Here is a 20,561-nt window from a genome sequence, read left to right as displayed (position 1 = left end):
AATAAAGCAACAAGTGCACTCATCACAGGACTTTCTTTTTTGGCAAGCAGCCAAGTCATGGCAGCAAGCGTTGAAGTCAAAATTACCAACCTTACGCAGGGCATTTACTTTACCCCTTTACTCGTCGCTGCACACAGCGGTGATAGCCATCTCTATCAAGTGGGTAGCAAAGCAACTTTGCAATTACAAGCTATGGCCGAGGGCGGTGATATTTCAGGTCTTGCGGCAGAGCTTTCAAGCATCAATGCCAGCACTGCAGCTAACCCAGCAGAAGGCTTGTTGGCGCCGACTGCATCTACTATGGCGATGGTTGAAAGCTCAGAAATTAACTCAACATTGTCACTTGTCGCAATGATGCTGCCAACCAACGATGGTTTTGTTGGTTTAGATGCTTGGCCAATTCCCACGCAAGCGGGCACGTATCATATCTATCTCAACGCTTACGATGCGGGTACTGAAGCTAATAACGAGCTGATTGTTGAGGGGTCTGGTGCACCAGGCTCATTAGGCATCCCTGCTTCTCCGGGTATGGCACCGGGTACTCAAGGTAGTGGCGTAACTAGTGAAGAAGCAAATATGATGGTACACATTCACCGCGGCAACTTAGGTGATGACGAAGCAACAGGTGGTAAAAGCGATTTACACAACACAGTACACCGTTGGTTAAACCCTGTGGCAAAAGTGACGGTAACAGTAAAGTAAGGGGCTTACCATGAAAGCGTTAAAACTATGTGTGCCTGTATTTGCAGGTCTATTACTGGCAGGTTGTGGCAGTGACAACAATGACATGATGTCAGAAACACCACCACCAACACCTCCGGCGACAGAGCAAATAAGGTTAAAAGTCACTGCGGTTAACCTCACCTATGGACAGCCACTTTCTCCAATCGGCATCGCGCTACATAAAGAAGGGCAATTTTGGAAACTAGGCGAAGCGGCAAGTGTCGAGTTAGAAAAACTAGCGGAAGGCGGGGATAATTCGGGTCTACTTGGGTTAGAAGCAGTCATGATGTCAAGCTCAGCGGATGCTCCGCTTGCACCGGGGGCTAGCCAAGAATTAATGCTCACTACCGAAAGCCTTGTTGGCTACAAACTCTCGTTAATTACCATGATGGTGAATACAAATGATGGTTTTACCGGTCTTAATGCTATGGACGTATCAAACCTTGCAGAAGGCGACAGTGTTGCTATGCGTACCTATGCCTATGATGCCGGTACCGAAGCAAATACTGAGGCTCAAGGCACTATTCCTGGTCCAGCCGATGGTGGTGAGGGCTTCAATAGTACCCGTGAGGCGATAGATAAGGTTGCCATGCATCCAGGCGTTGTCGGTAATGATGACGGGCTCTCTAGCTCTATTTTAGATAGCACGCATAAATTCGATAACCCACTCATGTTGGTCACCATAACAAGAATGAAATAAGCCCTACATGCCCATTGCAATGTGTGTGATGGGCATTACAAAGTAAATGCGCCTCGATGAGGGGTTACTTGTGAGGGGTTGAAATATGCAACATAAAGTATTGGTCGTTGAGGACGATCTCGATATTGCAGAGTTAGTTCTGGTACACCTTAAAGAGTTATCACTGGATGTCGAGCACGTGATCGATGGAGAAAGCGCCATGGCAAAATTAATGCAAGGCTATTATGACATCGTGCTGCTCGATATTATGCTCCCGGGTATAGATGGGCTCAGTGTTTGTCGAGAAATCAAATCGCTATTCCCCCAGGTAAGTGTGGTATTACTAACCTCTAAAAGTAGTGAAATAGACAGAGTGATTGGTCTAGAGATTGGTGCCGATGACTATATTTGCAAACCTTTTAGCTATCGAGAGTTCCAAGCGAGGATTAAAGCTCAGATCCGCCATATTAAGTTGCTTAACATGCAGAAACAGTCAAGCGATACTGTCACGGCACAGCCGTCCGCCCTGATGTTGGGCGCATTGCAGATTGATACAAGCAGCCATGAAGTCTTCATTGACAATCAAATCATCGACCTCACAGCCACCGAATTCGATTTAATCTACTTTTTTGCAAGACACCCCAATCAAGTCTTTTCGCGCGCACAATTACTTGAATCTGTGTGGGGTTATGACCACTCAGGTTACGAGCATACCGTTAACTCGCACATCAATCGCTTGCGCAGTAAGCTCGGCCACTTGTGCCAGCAAGACATCATAGAAACAGTATGGGGTGTGGGCTACAAACTTAACGCTAAATCAGTGCAACAGGCATCATTATGATCCAATCTCTTTATCAGCGCCTAAGCCTGACTATTTCAACGGTGCTTTTTATTATTCTTATTTCGTTTGTGACTTGGACGCAATGTGTGTCTGAAGTCTCTCGCGCTCAAGCTGAGCAAAAGCTGCATTTAGGCCTGGCTGAACACCTAGCCCATGACAACCCGTTACTTAAGCAAGGCGTTTACGATTATAAGGCCCTTGAAAGCCTATTTCATACTTTGATGGTGCTAGGCCCGTCCTTTGAGTTTTACTTTGTCAATCCAAGCGGTAAATTAGTTGCATACTCAGCCAACCCCGGCGATGTGAAAAAGCAAAGTATCGATTTAAGACCTCTGCTACAGCTTATTGAAGAACCACACAACTTGCCTATTTTTGGCGATGATCCACGCAGTTTTGATCAACAAAAAATCTTCTCAGTTGCGCCAGTTTATAATCATGAGACATTACAAGGTTATTTATACGTAATTATCGGCTCGTCTGCCTACGATTCTATTTTTACGCAGATCAGCAGCTCAGATCACTTGTTTCAGCATTCGGCGGGTTTATTGATCTTGGTGGTTATTTTACTTTTTGTGGCGGTGTTGCTATTTCGCTATATTACCTCGCCCTTAAAACAACTAGGGGATTTTATTCATAAAGCAGAAAAGGCGCAGTTTGATCTAACCGAATTGGCTATGCCACAGTGGTCAAACACGAATAACGAAGTGCACCAACTCGGCAATAGTGTCAATCAAATGCTAGTGACCATTAATCAACAAATGGCGCAGCTCACTGAACTCGACACGCAACGTAGACAGTTATTAGCGCACCTTTCTCATGATCTGCGTACGCCGCTCGCCTCATTACAAGGGTATTTAGAGCTGATTGAGAAACAACATGCCAAACCTGAGCAACAAACCCATTACTTACAAGTAGCACTTAAAAACTGCACCCAATTAAAGAGTTTGATTGATCAAATATTTGAGCTTGCGCATCTAGAGTCGGGCCATGCCAATGTACAGCTTGAAGTATTTAATTTAGGTGAATTGATTTACGACATTTTTGCTAAATTTGCGCTCAAAACGGCTAAGGCCAATATTACTTTAACTTTACAGCCCGAAACTTTCGATGCTCAAGTTTACTCTGATATCGCCAAACTTGAGCGAGTGTTGGCTAACTTAATTGATAACGCTATTCGGCATACGCCTGCAGGCGGTAATATCACGATAGAGGTCCAAGAGCGCAATCAACAATATACGTTAGCAGTGCGTGATACCGGGCTCGGTATTAGTAGCAAAGAGCTGCCTTATATTTTTGAAGCGCGCTATAAAGCCAGTAACAGTCAAGGTTGTAAAAAGACCCATGCAGGGTTAGGACTGGCGATTACTTCTCGTCTTATCCGTCTATTAAAGTCAGAAATTAAAGTTGAGAGTGAATTAGGTAAAGGCACTGAATTTACGTTTTCTGTGCGTAAAGCCACGGGCTGACTTAGGTACCATCGTGGTCCACTAAGAATCACTGGGGTCACAATCACAGGGGTCAGGTCTAATGAAATGGTTCGCCTCAATATCACTAAAATCAACGCTAAAATCACTAAAATCAACGGGGTCAGGTCTTGTATCGTGCATTTCTCGAAAGGTTGACTATAGTGAGTTAACCTTTTTCTTTTTTAGGGCTTTATGATGAGCCGACCTTTACGACTTCAGTTTGCAGGGGCGTTGTATCATGTCACATCGCGTGGCAATGAGCGTCAAACTATCTATCGCGATGAAGACGATTTTGCCCGTTTTTTGGCGGTGCTTACGTCAGTCTGTGAGCGGTTTAATTGGGTGATACATTCTTACTGTTTGATGATCAATCATTACCACTTGTTAGTCGAAACGCCCGATGCGAATCTGGCTAAAGGGATGCGGCAACTAAGAAATCAACGGGGTCAGGTCTTGCATCGTGCATTTCTCGAAAGGTTGACTATAGTGAGTTAACCTTTTTCTTTTTTAGGGCTTTATGATGAGTCGACCTTTACGACTTCAGTTTGCAGGGGCACTGTATCATGTCACGTCGCGAGGGAATGAACGCCAAACTATTTATCGTAGTAAAGACGATTTTGCGCGTTTTCTGGCAGTGCTAACGTCAGTCTGTGAGCGGTTTAATTGGGTGATACATTCTTACTGTTTGATGACCAATCACTATCATTTGTTAGTCGAAACGCCCGACGCGAATCTGGCCAAAGGGATGCGGCAACTAAACGGTGTCTATACCCAGCAGTTTAATCGTAAATACCAGCGTGTGGGTCATCTATTTCAAGGGCGCTATAAAAGCATTTTGGTCGATAAAGACAGCTATTTGCTGGAGTTATGCCGCTATATTGTGCTCAATCCAGTGCGGGCAAAAGGGATGGTTGATTCGCCGATAGAGTGGCCGTGGAGCAGCTATCAAGAGACCATCGGTCTTAGAAAATCTCCCGATTGGTTGGCAACCGATGCGCTACTGTTGTTATTTGCCAAGTCGAGAAAGACCGCCATCAAGCGCTACAGCGACTTTGTAGTGCAAGGCATCGGCGTAGATATTTGGCAGAACTTAAAAAATCAGGTGTTTTTAGGTAGTAGCGAGTTTGTAGAGCAGCACTTAAAAACAGCACAAGACGATGCTGATTTAACACTCAGCGAAGTGCCTAAAAAGCAAAAGCGAGCGAGTGCATTGCCACTTAGCCACTACAAACAAACGTACCAAAACGACCCAAAGCAGGGCATGGCAAACGCCTATTTAGACGGGCAATACTCAATGAGTGACATTGCAAAGGAATTTGGCGTACATTATTCGACGGTGAGCAGGGCGGTTGCACGATGCAAGACCTGACCCCGTGACCCCCTGACCCCGCCACTTGACCCCCACTGGTATTGCACGTTACAAGACCTGACCCCAACTGTTCTAGTTTTGACCCCAACAGTTTTAGTTATGCACCTAATTTGATTAATCTTTTTCATTTTCATATTTGATCCACATTGCTGGCCTTTAATTGCCTCGATCAGATCAAGGATATGCCATGTTACCGCGAGCAGTAATGACGTTTATGACCCGTAGGGAGTACCTTTATCTGAGCAGATGTGTGAAGCAATTAAATGATATTTGCATTGACCTTAACCGTTAAGGAAAGAAAATGAACAGGCATTTAAGCGTACTCAAACACGCTATTGGCGTTGCGACGTTACTGGCTATTCCACTGTCATCGGCAGTGGCCAATGAAAATATTTATCATTTAAATATTATCAATGCGATGAAAACCGATGTATCAGACTCGGTGACTGATAAGTGGCTGAGATTTGCATACAAGCAAAGCCAAGACGCCATCAAAATTATCAATGTGCAAGCGAGATTTCCAACAGCAGCTATTGGTTCTCAGTGGTGGATGAATGCTGCGCAGATCATTGAGGCGCCCAAGGGCAAAAGTATACGTGATGCTAATAGTCCACAGCGGATAATTTATGGCAATATGGGCCGTTCTTCTTCGTTTAACGATAATGATGTTAATCGTCTATATGAATATACTGATTCTGACGATGGTTATTATATTGAAATGACGAATCTCTTTCAGGAGCCGGTGATCTGGAAGGTGCAATACCAATGCCAAAGTCAAGGATATGGGCAAACGCACAGCATCACGCTTAATCAATGGCAGGATGATGACTACAATGGTGATGTATCGAATAACATCCTCAATGTATTGATCTACGGCTGTGGTAGTAATCAGTTTGTACAATCGGATGATGAATATTATTTATATGATAGCTATTTCAAGAAGCTAGGTACGAGTGACAGCATTCGTTCTCAATTGTGGTCAGGTTGGCTAGATATCTCATCAACACCGAATAGTCGATTTGAAAACGAAGGCATTACAATTCACACAACCACGGGGAGTTTGGCGTGTAAAGAGCCTTCGGCCGTCACTTGTTACAACACCAGCAAAGGCAACTATGCGTATGCAGTTGACCATTTGAAGGCTTATTATCATGAAGATAACACCGACTTATCGTGCGATTTGTACCAAGGCCTGATCTGTGACTCAAGCGCCAGTGGTAATCAGTATGGCGGTACATCATGCTGGGACAATTGGACAGTGCAATATTATTGTGACCATGTCGATACGGCTATCGCTGAAATTCACAAACACGGTTACGATACGGGTTGGTTAGACAGAGATGACCCAGGTTCGGCGGGAAATGGCGATCATGACTGGGAAAAGCTTGAGCAACATTCATCAAGTGGTAACTTGATTGAAGGGTTAACTCGGGTTGAACCTGCTTATGTTGAGATGCGCCGTAAACACGATAGAAAAGATGTGAGTGACACTGGCGATGCGTATGGGTTGAATACCATGTACGGGGGCAAAGTGAAAAATTACTCGAGTAATCCAATCTCTGGTGATTATGAAATTCGTTTTCATTATGGTTGGACGCCGTGGTTATCAAGAGACAGAGAAACAGGCAGTGGTGACCATGAAGGTCATACGTATTGGACTAACTGGAGTAATTCACCCTTAGGTGGACGAATGCCTGCTCGCACACCGAACAAGATAGAATGTCGCGCCAAATCTTATCCAAATACGGTGTTTAGCAACGAGTCTGCGACGATTGATGGTACTTGGATCAGAGGCGATTTAGGTGATGGTAAAGAACGTTTGTTCCGTTGTGATTTGAGCTATGGCTTACAATGTTTGAACGATACCAACACCGATAAAGGCTATGCAAGTTGCATAGACATGGAAGCACGTCGTTATTTTGGCTATGATGAAATTTGTAATGGCAATGTAGCCGATGGTACCGACAATGGTAGTTGTGACGGCTCAAAATAAGCCGTCTTTACAGAGTCAGGTCGTGATTGCCTGACTTTATAGTTACTAAAACCTAAACTCAATGGAAACTCATTGGGGTCAGGTCTTGCTTTGTGCAATGTTCGAAAGGTTGACTAAAGTTAGTTAACCTTTTTCTTTTTAGGGCTTTTTGATGAGCCGATCATTAAGACTTCAATCTGCGTGGGCACTGTATCATGTCACGTCGCGAGGGAATGAACGCCAAACTATTTATCGTAGTAAAGACGATTTTGCGCGTTTTCTGGCAGTGCTAACGTCAGTCTGTGAGCGGTTTAATTGGGTGATACATTCTTACTGTTTGATGACCAATCACTACCATTTATTCGTCGAAACACCCGACGCGAATCTGGCCAAAGGGATGCGGCAACTAAACGGTGTTTATACCCAGCAAGTTAATCGCAAATACCAGCGCGTGGGTCATCTGTTTCAAGGGCGCTATAAAAGCATTTTGGTCGATAAAGACAGCTATTTGCTGGAGTTATGCCGCTATATTGTGCTTAATCCCGTGCGGGCAAAAAGCATGGTTAATTCACCGGTAGAGTGGCCGTGGAGTAGCTATCAAGAGGCTATCGGTCTTCGAAAATCTCCTGATTGGTTGGCAACCGATGCGCTACTGTTGTTATTTGCCAAGTCGAGAAAGACCACCATCAAGCGCTACAGCGACTTTGTAGCACAAGGCGTCGGCATAGATATTTGACAAAACTTAAAAACAGCACAAGACGATGCTGATTTAACTTTCAGTGAAGTGCCGAAAAAGCAAAAGCGAGCGAGTGCGTTGCCACTTAGCCACTTTAAACAAACATACCAAAACGATCCAAAGCAGGGCATGGCAAACGCGTATTTAGACGGGTAATACTCCATGAGTGACATTGCAAAGGTATTTGGCGTACATTATTCGACGGTGAGCAGGGCGGTTGCACGATTCAAGACCTGACCCTAGATCTTTGACCCTAGATCTTTCTTGACCTTTGAAAATGGCCTGTTAACCATTGACCTTGAGCGCGAAATTCCAGAAGCACTCAAGCCAAGAAAGTTTGAAATTGGAAGAGGCAAACTCGTCGAAAATAAGTAATCGACTAAGTTCATTTCTCCCTGTTTTTACATGATGTCACGTTTCCAAGCCACCCTCGGGGGACTTTTTTATTTGCAAAAATGTATGAGCTGGCGGTGCAAAGCAACGCTAGAAACAAGCAAACATAGTGTCATAACATACTTATTTTTGAAGAGGAGTTAAAAAGGCAACATTCGCTTTCTACGTTACCTTCCCCAATTCAGTTACAGATTAAAATAAACTATGCTAACTTACCTCCTGTCACCAATCGCTAGTCTCAAAGTACTTCGATGCTATAATAATTTAAAGGAATAACATGAAATTTTTCATCACGTCAACACTTCTCACCTTGCTATTAGCAACCCAGCAATCGCAGGCTTACGTAGAGAAGATAAAGCATTGCTCAAGCTTTAGAGATTTGAGCAATATCAGAATCATCGATGTTGATAATGATAATAAAAAAGACATCGTTACAATGATTAATAATGACAAACAACGATTGTATATTGTAAATATACCTTCTGAAAATGAAGGTATAAAAACAACACTGACTGATTCAATAAAACTCGAGAGCGACAATGAATCAATAGATTCTTTCGAAATTTATTATGATAGGCGATCTGATAATCACTTTGCTGTTGTTATAAGTAAGACACAAAACGTACACCTTCTCAATTTAACTGCTAGAAAATATGTAAAAGCGCTCCCAAATGTAACCGCTGAGATCGTTAAATTTAAAGACATAGATAACGATGGTGACGTCGAAATCATGCTGATAAATGAAAGCAGTATGCATACACTCGATATGCATACACTAGAAACCAAAGCGCACTACAACTTACCACACTATGAATTTGTTGTTGGGAAGTTTACCAATCATCTGTTCAATGAAATGCTGACATGGGACGGTAAAATCTACCGAATTCAAGATAATGAAATAAATCAAGTTAGTACGCTTGCGGTAACAGGCACCTATTTATTTACTAAAGATATAAACGATGATGGAACAGATGAAGTAGTTAGTGAGGGCTGTACTATCGACGTAAAAAACGGCAGTGTTATTTGGCCTGTAGGGAATTCTCTAGAAAGTTGTAAGCAGGAGCCTGGCTATTCAAAGTATGGTCGTTCATCAAAGTTCAACAACACTTTATATCAATTTAATGCGGAAGTTCTTAGCGGTCGTGGTTACCCTTATGATCGTTACGCTTTAGATTTAGAATACTATGACTACCTAACTCGAGAAAAAGAGGTTATCGGTATAAGTTTCATAGAAGGAGGTGGAGATTATCAACCTAATACCTATCACCATATCTATAACTATTTAGACTTGTATGGTGATGAGAAAAAAGAAAAGATTGAGCAAAAGACTAAACTTCACGTCGAAGAAGTTTTATTTGGTGAAATAACTGAACTGGGATTCCATGGTGATGTTTATTTAGCCAACCAAGATGGTGAATTAAGGATTATTGATGTAAATAAAAAGATTACAGCCGCCGCTTCCCCTTGGGGCACTCCGGACCCTGCGTTTATAGTCCAAGATATTGTAACATTAAGCAATATTTCTCCTATCACGCAAAGTGAATTATGGGCAAAAGAAATTGCGGGCAGAGGTACAACGCAACGGTCAGAGTTGGCAGGAGTTTCTATTGGTACTTTTGGAAGCAACCTTGTTGATAAAATTGTATATCAGACCAGAGGTGAACCATATGACGAATATATTTATAAAACTAAAATAATGAATATGGATGGCTCGTCATACACTACAAAACCTGTTCTTGGATATTTTCAGTTTTTGGGCGATATTGACGGTGATGATAACCCTGAGTATCTTCGCCAAAATAACCACTTAATACTTGACATTACAATACCATTCGAAATCAAAGACTTTAATAGTGACACGGTTAAGTATACCGTCACACTGGTTGATATGCCTAACTACGAGACAGGATTTACAGCACAAATAGACTTTGATGGTGATGGCGTTAAAGAGCTAGTGTTTAAACATAAAAATCAAACGACAATCTATAATCTTGTTAAAAACAGCCACTCATCACTGGACCTCGGCGATCTTAAATCACTCCACACGTTTACCAATAACGCGGTAGAAAAGCTTTACATGACGACGCCTAATGGCACTTTGCAGTCCATTTCTGCACAAGGAAACAAACAAGAAATCACGACCTTATGTACATCGTCAAAATTAATTGATATCGAGCAACACCTTGACGGCCAACTCCATATTACCTGTGAAAAAGAACTGGGTACCTTTAATTTGGCTAGCCAACAATATAGTAAGCTGGTAAGCCTTGATGTGGCCGCAACCCATGCAGATATTGAAATAATTGGTCAGGATACTTATTGGCTTGTACGACATGATAATGGAAGAGAATTATATAAAATTTCAGAAAGTACTGAGCTGCCTTTTCAGCTGAGTGCAGCTGAGTTTAATACCAACAAATTTACACCCGTGAATTTTGCCTTACTAGATGAAAAAGATGCTTTTAACTATCGCTTTTACGTTTCTAAAGCACCGAGCAAAGGCAATATCTCCTTCTCAGATAGAGCGCTGGGTCATTTCAACTATACACCCACAACAGGCGAAGTCGGACTAGACCAGTTTGAGCTTTCCATGAGTGTTGGGGGAAAAACTACCGAAAGCGTCTTAATCTCTATTAATATTGAAGGAACTCCACTTATTATTGAATCTAGTTCACTTTCTGCCCACTGGCGTACTCCGCTTATTGGCACATTGTCATTATCAGGCATAGACGAAAATACGGTTCTTCAGTTCGGAGTGACTAGCGCACCTGATTCAGGTGAGTTTGTCTTCAGTAATACAGCAACGGGTGAATTTACATATACACCATCGACTTCAACGTTAGAGCCTGCAATGCTTAGCGTGAATGTAAGTAATGAACATGGTCTACACATTGAGAAAGTCATCACGGTAAACCATACGAATACGACGCCGCAGGCACTGCCAGTCGAATTCGAGGTTAACCAGTCTGGAGTGATTAACGTCCCGCTTTTAGCTCAGGATGCTGATTCAGACCCGCTTATTTACGAATTGGTATCACAACCAGATAAAGGCGTGGTCGAGATAAATCGTAATACGGGGCTGATGTCTTATACCCCAGAAAATGATGCTACTTATAAGGTAAACTTTCAGTATCGAGTATTTGATGGCATGAGTTATTCAGAGCCAAGCAATATTGTCGTTAACGTCGACACGACAAAAGCTGACGATAACAAAGATAATACAGATAAAGAGCCAGAGGTCACGGAACCAAAGAACAAAAGTGGCGGAAGTATGCCTGTTTACTTACTGTCTCTGCTATTGCTAGCAGGGTTCATCCGCAAGTTGAGGTTTAGCGAGACTGCTCCCAACCCAACATTGTAATAACCAGCTTGTACTCTTGGGTCAATATACTTGGTCCAAGAGTAATATCTGAGCTCTCTGGTTCATCATGATAAGGAAATAATGTTAGTCCTGATTTCTTATGCATTATGCACTGGGGGTCAGGTCTTGCACGAAAGGTTGACTGAAGTGAGTTAACCTTTTTCTTTTTTGGGGCTTGGTGATGAGCTGACCTTTACGACTTCAGTTAGCAGGGGCGTTGTATCATGTCACGTCGCGAGGCAATGAGCGTCAAACTATCTATCGCGATGAAGACGATTTTGCCCGTTTTTTGGCGGTGCTAATGTCGGTCTGTGAGCGGTTTAATTGGGTGATACATTCTTACTGTTTAATGACCAATCACTACCATTTATTGGTTGAAACACCTGATGCGAATCTCGCTAAAGGGATGCGGCAACTGAACGGTGTCTATACCCAGCAGTTTAATCGTAAATACCAACGGGTTGGTCATCTGTTTCAAGGGCGCTATAAAAGCATTTTGGTCGATAAAGACAGCTATTTGCTCGAGTTATGCCGCTATATTGTGCTTAATCCAGTGCGGGAAAAGGGATGGTTGATTCGCCAATAGAGTGGCCGTGGAGCAGCTACCAAGCGGCTATCGGTCTTAGAAAATCTCCCGATTGGTTGGCAACCGATGCGCTACTGCTGTTATTTGCCAAGTCGCGAAAGACCGCCATCAAGCGCTACAGCGACTTTGTTGCACAAGGCATCGGCGTTGATATTTGGCAGAACTTAAAAAATCAGGTGTTTTTAGGCAGCAGCGAGTTTGTAGAGCAGCACTTAAAGACAGAACAAGACGATGCGGATTTAACCCTCAGCGAAGTGCCAATAAAGCAAAGCGAGCGAGTGCATTGCCACTTAGCCACTTTAAACAAATGTACCAAAACGACCCAAAGCAGGGCATGGCAAACGCGTGTTTAGACGGGCAGTATGCCATGAGCGAAATCGCAAAGGAATTTGGCGTGCATTATTCGACAGTGAGTCGGGCGGTTATGAGAGGGAAGAGTTAACATTTTGCTATTCTCGCTGATAAGAGTTTCAACGACACCTCACACCTTTGAAAGTCGGAATTTTATGCTTTATCTGTAATGATTTTGGTTGAAATCAAATTATCCGCGGGGCAAACTCTAGCCCATAAGTATACAATCTACCATATTGAACATGTCGTCGTTGCTTATCTGTAACCCGATATGTAATACCACATTAAAAAAACAGAATTTACAGGAGTCCGTAGCCACATGTCAGCGTTTGGTACAGTTTTTATTCCACAGATGATTATCTCCCGTTTTGAGAGCGGTCAATGGAGTGCTCCAGAGATGGTCGCTTCAGACAGTTTGACCCTGCACCCGGGCGCACACGTGCTACATTACTCTAGCACTTGCTTTGAAGGGTTAAAGGCGTTTCGCCACGACGATGGCAGCGTGCATATTTTCCGCATGGACAAAAATGTGGCGCGAATGGCACAAAGCAGTGCTTTGTTGGCTTTGCCTCAATTCGATCAAGCGATGCTGAATAACATGATTACAGACATCGTCAAACAATACGCAGACGACGTGCCAAACCCACCGGGTTCTATGTATATTCGCCCGACACACATCGGTACTGAAGCGTCAATCGGCAAAGCGGCAGCGCCTAGTGATAGCTCTCTACTTTATGTTTTATTATCGCCAGTTGGCGATTACTTCGCTGGTGGCGCTAAGCCGTTGCGATTGCTGCTTGAAGACAGTGCGCGCTGCGCTTCTCACATGGGGATGGTTAAAAGTGGTGGTAACTATGCCAGTGCATTACATCCTATCATGAAAGCTCGTGCTTCAGTGCAAGCCGATCAAGTATTATTCTGCCCAGGCGGCGATGTTCAGGAAACCGGCGCTGCTAACTTCTTGCTTATCGATGGCAATGAAATTATCACCAAAGCATTAGATGCAAGCTTCCTGCACGGCATCACTCGTGACTCTATCCTCACTTTAGCGCGCGATCGTGGTATGAAAGTATCAGAACGTGAATTGACGGTAGACGAATTGCTTGAGCGTGCGGCAAAACCGGGTACGGAAGCGGCGCTCTCTGGTACAGCTGCGGTGCTTACGCCGGTGGGCACCTTGATCCACAATGGCAAAGAGCATCAAGTAGGCTCTGGTCAGGGCGGTGAAACCACCAACGCTCTGCGTCAGGCATTAAATGAAATCCAATGGGGTAAGGCGGAAGATAAGCACGGTTGGTTGCATAAAGTCTGCTAATTTTCATGTTATCCAGCCTGAATACACTATGGTGAATTCAGGCTGGTTCGTTCGAAACTACAAACCCATTAAAGAGCAGTGTACTTTTGACCTGCTTTTAAACCGCAACTGTGCTCGGTCGTATTTTTAAAGGTCAAAGGCACGGTTTGGCCGCAGGGTAGGCGGTTGTAATGGGGAGGTAGGTTTGGGCCGCATTGTTGCACATCAAAATGCAAGTGTGGGCCACCGCTTTGACCTGTATTGCCACTTAGCGCAATGACCTCACCAGCGTTTACTCGCTCCCCTTCTTTGACAAAAACACCGTTAAAAGTCAGGTGAAAATAGCGAGCAATAGTGCCGTCGTTATGTTTGATGAATACATAATTTTCTTTTAAATCTTCGTTGTTACCATCTTTATAAGTGGCTTGGGTACTGACTACTTCACCGTCTCTTGCTGCGAGTACCTGAGTACCAATTGGCATCACAAAGTCGATGGCATAGGTCCCCACGCCCTGATTAGCGCTGCGGTAATGTTCTGTTGCGGCATAGACAATCCATGCACTGCCGACTTCGTAAGGCAGTACATAAAGTGAGGTTTGCTGCGATGGAAATACCGTGCAGTCAATGTCAGGTTCGGAGCGTGCGCTTAATGACATCACAAGTAACAGTGCAATAACGATAGTTGTTTTCATTTTGAATTCCTTTTTGCAACAACATTAAGTCGTGGCGTGTTTTAAAAAGGTTTAAGGGCCAATCGACTTTTTAATTTAGAATTCGACATTAATGGGGTAACTTACATTTATTTTACAATGCTAGTGATTTGTATTAGTTTTAGAGACGTCACGTTAGGTGATGAAAATCGATAAAACTCTACAAAAAGGATATTGAAAATGAAAATAAAGCTTCAAAAAAAGCTACTTAAAAAACTATCACTAGATACCAAACTACCTCAGGATGCGACACCTCAAGTAGGTGGAGGCAATTTTACAGAGGTTTATGGTTGCCAGAACACTATCAGATGTGCATCGCGTCAGAATCTATCGGCGTGTTGCAATCACTCTGATGACGCTAGCTGTCAAATCGGTTTTACTTGCCTTTGTTAGGTCCAAAAATTGACTAACTCTTTTTTATTGCAGGTGCCATAACCCTCATACTGTTTATGGCCCTAAAAAGTCAATAGTCTGCTTTATAACCTAGTAAAGTTGAGCTAGCCAGAGTCGTTAAAACAGTGTTGGCTCTGGCGTTATTAACTGGGTATAAAAGCGCAGAACTCCTTGGTTCTGCTTTTAGTCCTACGCTATATTAGGTTGTGTCAACGAAATGACAAGCTTGCCAAACGGCTCATCGAAAAACGCATCAATCCTCTGTCCTCTGGGGGAAGTTAATGCACTGTGATAGGGTGATCGTTAACCACCAAAGATTGGCCATTTTCCTTTGCGCGAATGAAGCTTGAAATCAAAACGTCGTTTTCCAACGTATTAATATCATCAATCTTTTCAACCAGACAAAACATGACGGAGTCCCAACCAAGCCCTTTAACAAAGGAGGTTAGGTGTTGCAGGTTATTTTGGTAATTTTCATCGGTGGTAAGTAAGCCGATAGAATGTTTGTTACCGTGTTTGTACTTGTCGTTGTTCGTCATCGAACATTTAGCGTACCCGCTCAACACGAAAACGGTATTTGAACTTTTATTCATTATAGTGACATTCTCAGTGGTGGTAATGCCTTTATGCATTTTTCAGACCAAGCTAAAAAACGACGTGTTGATGTAAATTTTCCTTAAAGCGGTGGTTAAATAGCCAGCTTATTGTAAATACGCGTTCTGCAATTCATCGAGTGTCAATTTTTTGAAACGTTAAAAGTAATTAGATACATATTTGTGGGGCATCGGTCATTCTCTGGCGAAGGGGCTTGGTTGAGGTTCTATTGACGAATCAGTTCAAAAACACCAAGCTCAGTTTATTAGCCGCATTGTGTGGACAAAATTAGGTATACCGTTAGTGCAAAAACTCATATTTTGCCACGAGATTAGAATACTCATCGGATTGCTTAAACGTTTTCATCTCCGCATTGAAAATTAGCATAAGCTCTTTGCTCGTGAACGCAACGTGATAGTTCGTTTTTGGAAAAAGTCGGTGAACAACAACATTAGACATGTGTGAACTACCCATTAATTCGGTACTTAAATAGTTAAAAATATTGATGTCCATGATGACGAAATCTACTTTGCCTTTTAACAACAGTTCGACCTGCTTACGTTGATCGGGTAACTCTAAATAAAGAGGACATTTCCTTGTCGCTATCCGATATTCATTGCCGAGGACGACAGAGGCATTTTGGAATCCAACAATTGAGTAGTGCTCCAAATCCTGTATCGAACTGATTTCTATGCTGCGTCCTTTTAAGCTGATGGCTGCATTTTGATAAGAAATATACGGATCGCTGAGCTCGAGGCCTTCGGTATCCATTCGTTGATTCATTGTTAAAGCGGCATCCACTCTGCCTAGTTTTATTAGGGTGTTCGAGCGGCCAAACGGCACATAGACGTAACTAACAGGGTATCCCATTTTTTTGAAAATTGCAGACACCATCTCGAGCTCAAATCCAGAGTTTTGCTCTTCGACGACGTACGGTGGTTTGTTCCAACCTACTGAAATAGATAAGGTACTAGAAAAAGTTTGTTTGGAGAACCCAGCCGAAACGAGCAAGAGCGAATAGAGACACGCGAATAAGCTTAACTTTAACCATTCAATTTTAATTCTCACGTGTCGAACCTCTTTTCCCATATAGAGTTAGCGTAGGTCAAATCTCCACTTTTCGAAAATAATACTTGTCAAAAGGTCGCGATGACAAAAAAGTAAATGTGTCTGTTGATGTGAACGGCGGGAACAATCGGGGTTTAGCGTATTGATATGAAACAGGATCGAGAGTCTTGTTTGGTATAATGCTTTACTCTCCAGTTCGCCTGAATATCGTTACGTTCATGCTTAACGTCAATTTCGTGTATCATTACATTTAATGAAGATGAAAGACGTTAAATGGTAAGAAAAGAACATAATGGCGAGTACAGCACACGCATTACACATATTGGTAAAGCATAAAGAGCAAGCGGACGACATTCTACAGCAACTTAAGAAAGGGGCTAAGTTCCAAACCTTGGCAAAAAAGTATTCAACGTGTCCTTCTGGTAAAAAAGGTGGGGATTTAGGTGAGTTTAAGCGCGGTACCATGGTGCCGCAATTCGATAAGGTCTGCTTCACTTGCGAAGTACTTACTCCGCAAATCGTTAAAACTAAATTTGGTTGGCACGTAATTAAAGTATTGTATCGTACTTGAGTGCACAAACTGGATTGGCTGAAGTTTTATTTAATTAAGCAAAGAAGGTTATGAAAAACATTGCTGTTTTTGTGGATGTGCAAAATATTTATTACACCACACGAGATACCTACTCACGACCATTTAATTATCGTCATGTTTGGCAATTTTTATCGGAGCAAGGAAACATTGCGGTCGCCAATGCGTATGCCGTTGCGCCGAATGAGGATTCACAACATAAGTTTCAAAAAGCGCTTTCGCACATTGGTTTTAATGTAAAACTTAAACCCTTCATTCAGCGAAAGGATGGCTCTGCAAAAGGAGATTGGGATGTTGGGATCACCATCGATGTGCTAGAGCTTGCCTCTGAAGTTGATGTAGTTTGCTTGCTTTCAGGTGATGGTGACTTTGATTTATTGATGCAAAAAGTTGCCCAAAAATATGGTGTCGAAACGTGGGTTATTGGCGTCGAGCAGTTAACCTCTAATACGTTGATTAATAGTGTCAGCCGGTTTATTCCTATTGAACCGACGTGGTTGTTGTAAGTGGGCTTGAATAGGCGTGATTTGGACTACTAACCTCCATACATGAGGTCTTGTTGTTACATGTCTGTCCAAGCCCACGAATAGAATTGGACTTTGCCTCGCATTCACAAACGCTAAGTGCCTGAACATACTTTGACGTTGTCTTTAATTAGGTTGTTCAGGCTCAATACGAATCTCGGCGCACACTTGCGGTAAATTCTTTGCTGTTAAGCCGGGCAGTAAATGTTTCAACTTTGGAAGTGTGATGGCATCGCGCAGTTGTTCAGAACCATACATGACATTGTGGATCCAGTCTTTGAAGTAGGAGATACGAGAGTAGTACTCGCGATTTCCGTATTTGCCAAGCATGCTGTCGATGTCTCCCCTTGAACTGATACCAAGCACATAATAACGTTCATCTTTTTTTAAAAATGCAGGACCTCCACTGTCCCCACCTCCACTGATTCCCTCGAGCGGTAACGCTTCGTTCCCTTGGTTGAAGATAAACTGCAGCAACGGGCCCTCCGCTTTTGCTACGGTATTGTTTGCTTTGCGTAAAACCCCCTTATTTTTAGCATTATCAATCGTTTGGCCATCTATTCCATTGCCAGTTCCACCGATACCAATGAAAGTGATCACCTGTCCTAATTCATCGGATGCTTTATAGATTTCGGCCGGTTGGATATGAGTAATCGGATGTTCTAACTCAAGTAACGCGAAATCATGACTTACACCAGGCGTATAGTTCCTATGTACAAAACGCCGTTTCACTTTTACGTGTTTCCCTCCCACTAAAATAGTGACCCCTGGGTCGGTGCAAAATGTGGTATGTGCCGCGGTGACGACCCAAGTTGGCGCGATTAGCGTCCCATGTGCGCCATCAACATAAAACTGAGCAAGGGGAGGGAAGTCTTTCACGGTTGCTAAGTAGTTTTCAGGCGTAACGTCATGTCGCAACACAATTGCGAAAGAGGGTAGGGAAGTCGCCGCAAATAAAGTGATGCTTATGAGAGTTTGAGCATAGTGTTTCATACGATGATTACGTTTGTAATTTATTTGAAATTACAATAGCGATGCTTAGAATAAATTACAAGTGTAATCTATTGCTGTTCTCATTTTTTGATTTGTGCAATGTTATGTAGTTACAGAGATTATCCCTTGTTGACGCTTGTGCGGTTACCAGCAAATTGCTAACCTCGAGCTAAATTAAGCTCAATAAGGCAGTAAAATGCAGGCATTTTTCGACAAGTTTCCGATTAAAACAAAAATTAAAGTCGCGTGGGGAGATATGGATGCATTGGGGCATGTAAACAATGTGTCGTATTTTCGCTATTTTGAAACCGCGCGTATCGACTTTTTGGCACAAACGGGTTTGCTGGAAATCTTATCGGATCCAAGTACCAGCCCGGTTCTTCGCGATACCCACGCACATTATAAACGTCCTGTCGTCTTTCCCGATACACTGATTGTTGGGACGTATATTACGGATATTAAGCAGGATAGATTCACCATGCGCTACGAAGCATACAGCGAAGCACAGCAAGCTGTGTGTACAACGGGTTACGCTAATGTGGTGATGTTTAACATGAATACTGCACAAAAAGCGCCTATCCCAGACACTATGATGGATGTACTTAAACAATATTGTTATTCGGAAAGTGAAGGTATGGTTCAATAAATTACCTGTCCCTTGTGCCAACCCTAAACTCTTGTTAAGGTCATTTTGTAACCATCTTATTTTAAAGGATTAGTTGTGCGATTTTCAAAATGCCTGATACTTGTTTTAAGCGTTGCTTTATCTTCACTCTTTAGTTCTTCGTCGGTGTTTTCGCAAGAAGAGTCCAGTAAATCGGCCTCTGAATACACGATGCAAACTCATGTCATTAAATCAAAAATACTGAATGAAGAACGTACTGTTGTAGTGCAATTACCAAAGAGTTACAAAGCGAACTCAAATAAGGTTTATCCGGTAATTTATCGCTTAGATGGAGCAAATAACTTACCTTTAATTTCATCGGTTATTGAACGTTTACAAAATACGAATAGCGCGCCAGAGGTAATTGTCGTTGCAATTGAAAACACGGATAGATTGAGAGATTTGTACCCAACGGTGAACGAAGAGCCGCAGGGGCCTGTTGGTCTTGGCGGTGGTGGTGCCGTTTTTCTGAGTTTTTTTGAGAAAGAGCTCATACCATTAATTGACAAAACCTATCGCACGCATGATTTTAAGGTGATCAGTGGAGCGTCTGCGGCGGGGGTATTTGTACTTTATGCCATGCAGGCCAGGCCTCACTTGTTTCAAGCGCATTTGGCATATAGTCCTGCCGTCTGGTGGAATTACGGGGCTGCAACAACGCGCACCAAACAGTTTATTAAAGAAACGCACACTCTCGATACGTATTTATACATGAACATAGGTGAAGAAAGTGGTGTAATGCGGGAGCGTTATGATGAGCTTCAGCAATTTATTCTACACAATAAACCAACAAATATGACCTATGTGAGCGATGCATTTGATGGTGTACAACACGATCTCACCGCAGTTGCTGGCGTGTTTAATGCCTATCATAAATTGTTTATGCCAAAACAAATGCCACTTAATGCACTCTCGAAAGACGTGGCCTCCATTGATGCCTACTATGAAAAACTATCTAAACAGTGGGGAGACAACATTGAGCCGCCCGAAGGTGCAGTAAGACAATTGGGGTATCAACTTGTACGTAGCCAGAATTACGATAAAGCGATAAACGTATTTATCCACAACACGAAGTTGCACCCAAACTCGGTGGATGCATGGTTTGGTTTGTCTTATGGTTACGAGTCAAAAGAGGATAATGCCAATGCCTTGAACTCGTTGGAACACGCAATAAAGCTTGCAGACAAATCCTATCCTTACTTCGATATGTTAATGAGCTCACAAGCACGCCTAAAAGCGGTGGTTCTAAATTAAA

General features: G+C 42.8%; 21 protein-coding genes and 1 pseudogene. 18 read left to right on the top strand and 4 right to left on the bottom strand.

Annotated elements, in window-relative coordinates:
• The first annotated feature begins 57 nt into the window (after positions 1 to 57).
• The 14 genes and pseudogenes from NI389_RS05685 to NI389_RS05625 all read left to right on the top strand — a co-directional run bounded on the left by NI389_RS05685 (position 58) and on the right by NI389_RS05625 (position 13,792).
• Positions 58 to 702, top strand: coding sequence for a spondin domain-containing protein (locus NI389_RS05685; RefSeq protein WP_372588624.1), 645 nt, complete (start codon positions 58 to 60; stop codon positions 700 to 702).
• Between the two features lie 10 nt (positions 703 to 712).
• Positions 713 to 1,423, top strand: a complete 711-nt coding sequence (locus tag NI389_RS05680; RefSeq protein WP_308361969.1) for a spondin domain-containing protein — start codon at positions 713 to 715, stop codon at positions 1,421 to 1,423.
• A gap of 85 nt (positions 1,424 to 1,508) precedes the next feature.
• Positions 1,509 to 2,243: a response regulator transcription factor gene (locus NI389_RS05675; protein WP_308361968.1), complete on the top strand. Its 735-nt coding sequence runs from the start codon at positions 1,509 to 1,511 to the stop codon at positions 2,241 to 2,243.
• Positions 2,240 to 3,709 carry a sensor histidine kinase gene (locus NI389_RS05670; RefSeq protein WP_308361967.1) on the top strand — a complete coding sequence of 490 codons (1,470 nt, stop codon included), beginning with the start codon at positions 2,240 to 2,242 and terminating at the stop codon, positions 3,707 to 3,709. Before NI389_RS05675 ends, NI389_RS05670 begins: the two co-directional genes overlap by 4 nt.
• A 192-nt stretch (positions 3,710 to 3,901) precedes the next feature.
• Positions 3,902 to 4,204 carry a transposase gene (locus NI389_RS05665; RefSeq protein ID WP_308361966.1) on the top strand — a complete coding sequence of 101 codons (303 nt, stop codon included), beginning with the start codon at positions 3,902 to 3,904 and terminating at the stop codon, positions 4,202 to 4,204.
• A gap of 22 nt (positions 4,205 to 4,226) precedes the next feature.
• Positions 4,227 to 5,078 carry a transposase gene (locus tag NI389_RS05660; protein WP_308361965.1) on the top strand — a complete coding sequence of 284 codons (852 nt, stop codon included), beginning with the start codon at positions 4,227 to 4,229 and terminating at the stop codon, positions 5,076 to 5,078.
• Between the two features lie 301 nt (positions 5,079 to 5,379).
• Positions 5,380 to 7,071 carry a hypothetical protein gene (locus NI389_RS05655; RefSeq protein WP_308361964.1) on the top strand — a complete coding sequence of 564 codons (1,692 nt, stop codon included), beginning with the start codon at positions 5,380 to 5,382 and terminating at the stop codon, positions 7,069 to 7,071.
• Positions 7,072 to 7,222: 151 nt separating this feature from the next.
• Positions 7,223 to 7,786 (top strand): transposase, encoded by a 564-nt coding sequence (locus NI389_RS05650; RefSeq protein ID WP_308361963.1) that lies wholly within the window; start codon positions 7,223 to 7,225, stop codon positions 7,784 to 7,786.
• Positions 7,787 to 7,948: 162 nt separating this feature from the next.
• Positions 7,949 to 8,023, top strand: coding sequence for a helix-turn-helix domain-containing protein (locus NI389_RS21130; protein WP_372588623.1), 75 nt, complete (start codon positions 7,949 to 7,951; stop codon positions 8,021 to 8,023).
• A 39-nt stretch (positions 8,024 to 8,062) separates the two neighbouring features.
• Positions 8,063 to 8,161, top strand: a pseudogene (locus NI389_RS05645) (heat-shock protein); the annotation flags it as partial.
• 295 nt (positions 8,162 to 8,456) lie between these two features.
• Positions 8,457 to 11,540, top strand: a complete 3,084-nt coding sequence (locus NI389_RS05640; protein ID WP_308361962.1) for an Ig-like domain-containing protein — start codon at positions 8,457 to 8,459, stop codon at positions 11,538 to 11,540.
• A gap of 217 nt (positions 11,541 to 11,757) precedes the next feature.
• Positions 11,758 to 12,126: a transposase gene (locus NI389_RS05635; protein WP_308361961.1), complete on the top strand. Its 369-nt coding sequence runs from the start codon at positions 11,758 to 11,760 to the stop codon at positions 12,124 to 12,126.
• Positions 12,108 to 12,479: a hypothetical protein gene (locus tag NI389_RS05630; protein ID WP_308361960.1), complete on the top strand. Its 372-nt coding sequence runs from the start codon at positions 12,108 to 12,110 to the stop codon at positions 12,477 to 12,479. The genes NI389_RS05635 and NI389_RS05630 overlap by 19 nt, the downstream gene beginning before the upstream one ends.
• Positions 12,480 to 12,796: 317 nt before the next feature.
• Positions 12,797 to 13,792: a branched-chain amino acid aminotransferase gene (locus NI389_RS05625; RefSeq protein ID WP_308361959.1), complete on the top strand. Its 996-nt coding sequence runs from the start codon at positions 12,797 to 12,799 to the stop codon at positions 13,790 to 13,792.
• A gap of 68 nt (positions 13,793 to 13,860) precedes the next feature.
• Here the strand turns inward: NI389_RS05625 and NI389_RS05620 are convergent, their stop codons facing one another.
• The 3 genes from NI389_RS05620 to NI389_RS05610 form a co-directional block, all read right to left on the bottom strand.
• The gene (locus NI389_RS05620) at positions 13,861 to 14,463 is read right to left on the bottom strand and encodes a M23 family metallopeptidase (protein ID WP_308361958.1); all 603 of its coding nucleotides are present in this window, start codon (positions 14,461 to 14,463) and stop codon (positions 13,861 to 13,863) included.
• A 689-nt stretch (positions 14,464 to 15,152) separates the two neighbouring features.
• Positions 15,153 to 15,467, bottom strand: a complete 315-nt coding sequence (locus NI389_RS05615; RefSeq protein ID WP_308361957.1) for a hypothetical protein — start codon at positions 15,465 to 15,467, stop codon at positions 15,153 to 15,155.
• A gap of 301 nt (positions 15,468 to 15,768) precedes the next feature.
• Positions 15,769 to 16,536 (bottom strand): substrate-binding periplasmic protein, encoded by a 768-nt coding sequence (locus NI389_RS05610; RefSeq protein WP_308361956.1) that lies wholly within the window; start codon positions 16,534 to 16,536, stop codon positions 15,769 to 15,771.
• Positions 16,537 to 16,828: 292 nt separating this feature from the next.
• On the opposite strand from NI389_RS05610, the gene ppiC reads away from it, so the two are divergent.
• Both ppiC and NI389_RS05600 read left to right on the top strand, forming a co-directional pair.
• Positions 16,829 to 17,107: a peptidylprolyl isomerase PpiC gene (gene ppiC, locus NI389_RS05605; RefSeq protein ID WP_308361955.1), complete on the top strand. Its 279-nt coding sequence runs from the start codon at positions 16,829 to 16,831 to the stop codon at positions 17,105 to 17,107.
• Positions 17,108 to 17,157: 50 nt separating this feature from the next.
• On the top strand, positions 17,158 to 17,631 hold the full coding sequence (locus NI389_RS05600; protein ID WP_308361954.1) for an NYN domain-containing protein: 474 nt from the start codon (positions 17,158 to 17,160) through the stop codon (positions 17,629 to 17,631).
• A 144-nt stretch (positions 17,632 to 17,775) separates the two neighbouring features.
• Here NI389_RS05600 and NI389_RS05595 read toward each other — a convergent pair whose 3' ends face one another.
• Positions 17,776 to 18,642, bottom strand: coding sequence for a trypsin-like serine protease (locus NI389_RS05595; RefSeq protein WP_308361953.1), 867 nt, complete (start codon positions 18,640 to 18,642; stop codon positions 17,776 to 17,778).
• A gap of 196 nt (positions 18,643 to 18,838) precedes the next feature.
• On the opposite strand from NI389_RS05595, the gene NI389_RS05590 reads away from it, so the two are divergent.
• Together NI389_RS05590 and NI389_RS05585 are read left to right on the top strand one after the other, a co-directional pair.
• The gene (locus NI389_RS05590; RefSeq protein WP_308361952.1) at positions 18,839 to 19,288 is read left to right on the top strand and encodes an acyl-CoA thioesterase; all 450 of its coding nucleotides are present in this window, start codon (positions 18,839 to 18,841) and stop codon (positions 19,286 to 19,288) included.
• Between the two features lie 75 nt (positions 19,289 to 19,363).
• A complete protein-coding gene (locus tag NI389_RS05585) occupies positions 19,364 to 20,560 on the top strand; it encodes an alpha/beta hydrolase-fold protein (RefSeq protein ID WP_308361951.1) in 1,197 nt (398 codons plus the stop codon).
• The last annotated feature ends 1 nt before the right edge of the window (position 20,561 follow it).

The organism is Pseudoalteromonas xiamenensis (genome assembly GCF_030994125.1).
In the GTDB taxonomy this organism is placed as follows: domain Bacteria; phylum Pseudomonadota; class Gammaproteobacteria; order Enterobacterales; family Alteromonadaceae; genus Pseudoalteromonas; species Pseudoalteromonas xiamenensis_B.
This window is presented reverse-complemented; position numbering and strand designations above follow the sequence as displayed.

Coding starts and splice junctions, on each gene's coding strand:
- NI389_RS05615 (WP_308361957.1), bottom strand. CDS start 15,467: ATGAATAAAAGTTCAAATACCGTTTTCGTGTTGAGCGGGTACGCTAAA.
- NI389_RS05650 (WP_308361963.1), top strand. CDS start 7,223: ATGAGCCGATCATTAAGACTTCAATCTGCGTGGGCACTGTATCATGTC.
- ppiC (WP_308361955.1), top strand. CDS start 16,829: ATGGCGAGTACAGCACACGCATTACACATATTGGTAAAGCATAAAGAG.
- NI389_RS05680 (WP_308361969.1), top strand. CDS start 713: ATGAAAGCGTTAAAACTATGTGTGCCTGTATTTGCAGGTCTATTACTG.
- NI389_RS05595 (WP_308361953.1), bottom strand. CDS start 18,642: ATGAAACACTATGCTCAAACTCTCATAAGCATCACTTTATTTGCGGCG.
- NI389_RS05685 (WP_372588624.1), top strand. CDS start 58: ATGGCAGCAAGCGTTGAAGTCAAAATTACCAACCTTACGCAGGGCATT.
- NI389_RS05665 (WP_308361966.1), top strand. CDS start 3,902: ATGATGAGCCGACCTTTACGACTTCAGTTTGCAGGGGCGTTGTATCAT.
- NI389_RS05600 (WP_308361954.1), top strand. CDS start 17,158: ATGAAAAACATTGCTGTTTTTGTGGATGTGCAAAATATTTATTACACC.
- NI389_RS05630 (WP_308361960.1), top strand. CDS start 12,108: ATGGTTGATTCGCCAATAGAGTGGCCGTGGAGCAGCTACCAAGCGGCT.
- NI389_RS05655 (WP_308361964.1), top strand. CDS start 5,380: ATGAACAGGCATTTAAGCGTACTCAAACACGCTATTGGCGTTGCGACG.
- NI389_RS05625 (WP_308361959.1), top strand. CDS start 12,797: ATGTCAGCGTTTGGTACAGTTTTTATTCCACAGATGATTATCTCCCGT.
- NI389_RS05670 (WP_308361967.1), top strand. CDS start 2,240: ATGATCCAATCTCTTTATCAGCGCCTAAGCCTGACTATTTCAACGGTG.
- NI389_RS05660 (WP_308361965.1), top strand. CDS start 4,227: ATGATGAGTCGACCTTTACGACTTCAGTTTGCAGGGGCACTGTATCAT.
- NI389_RS05675 (WP_308361968.1), top strand. CDS start 1,509: ATGCAACATAAAGTATTGGTCGTTGAGGACGATCTCGATATTGCAGAG.
- NI389_RS05640 (WP_308361962.1), top strand. CDS start 8,457: ATGAAATTTTTCATCACGTCAACACTTCTCACCTTGCTATTAGCAACC.
- NI389_RS05620 (WP_308361958.1), bottom strand. CDS start 14,463: ATGAAAACAACTATCGTTATTGCACTGTTACTTGTGATGTCATTAAGC.
- NI389_RS05590 (WP_308361952.1), top strand. CDS start 18,839: ATGCAGGCATTTTTCGACAAGTTTCCGATTAAAACAAAAATTAAAGTC.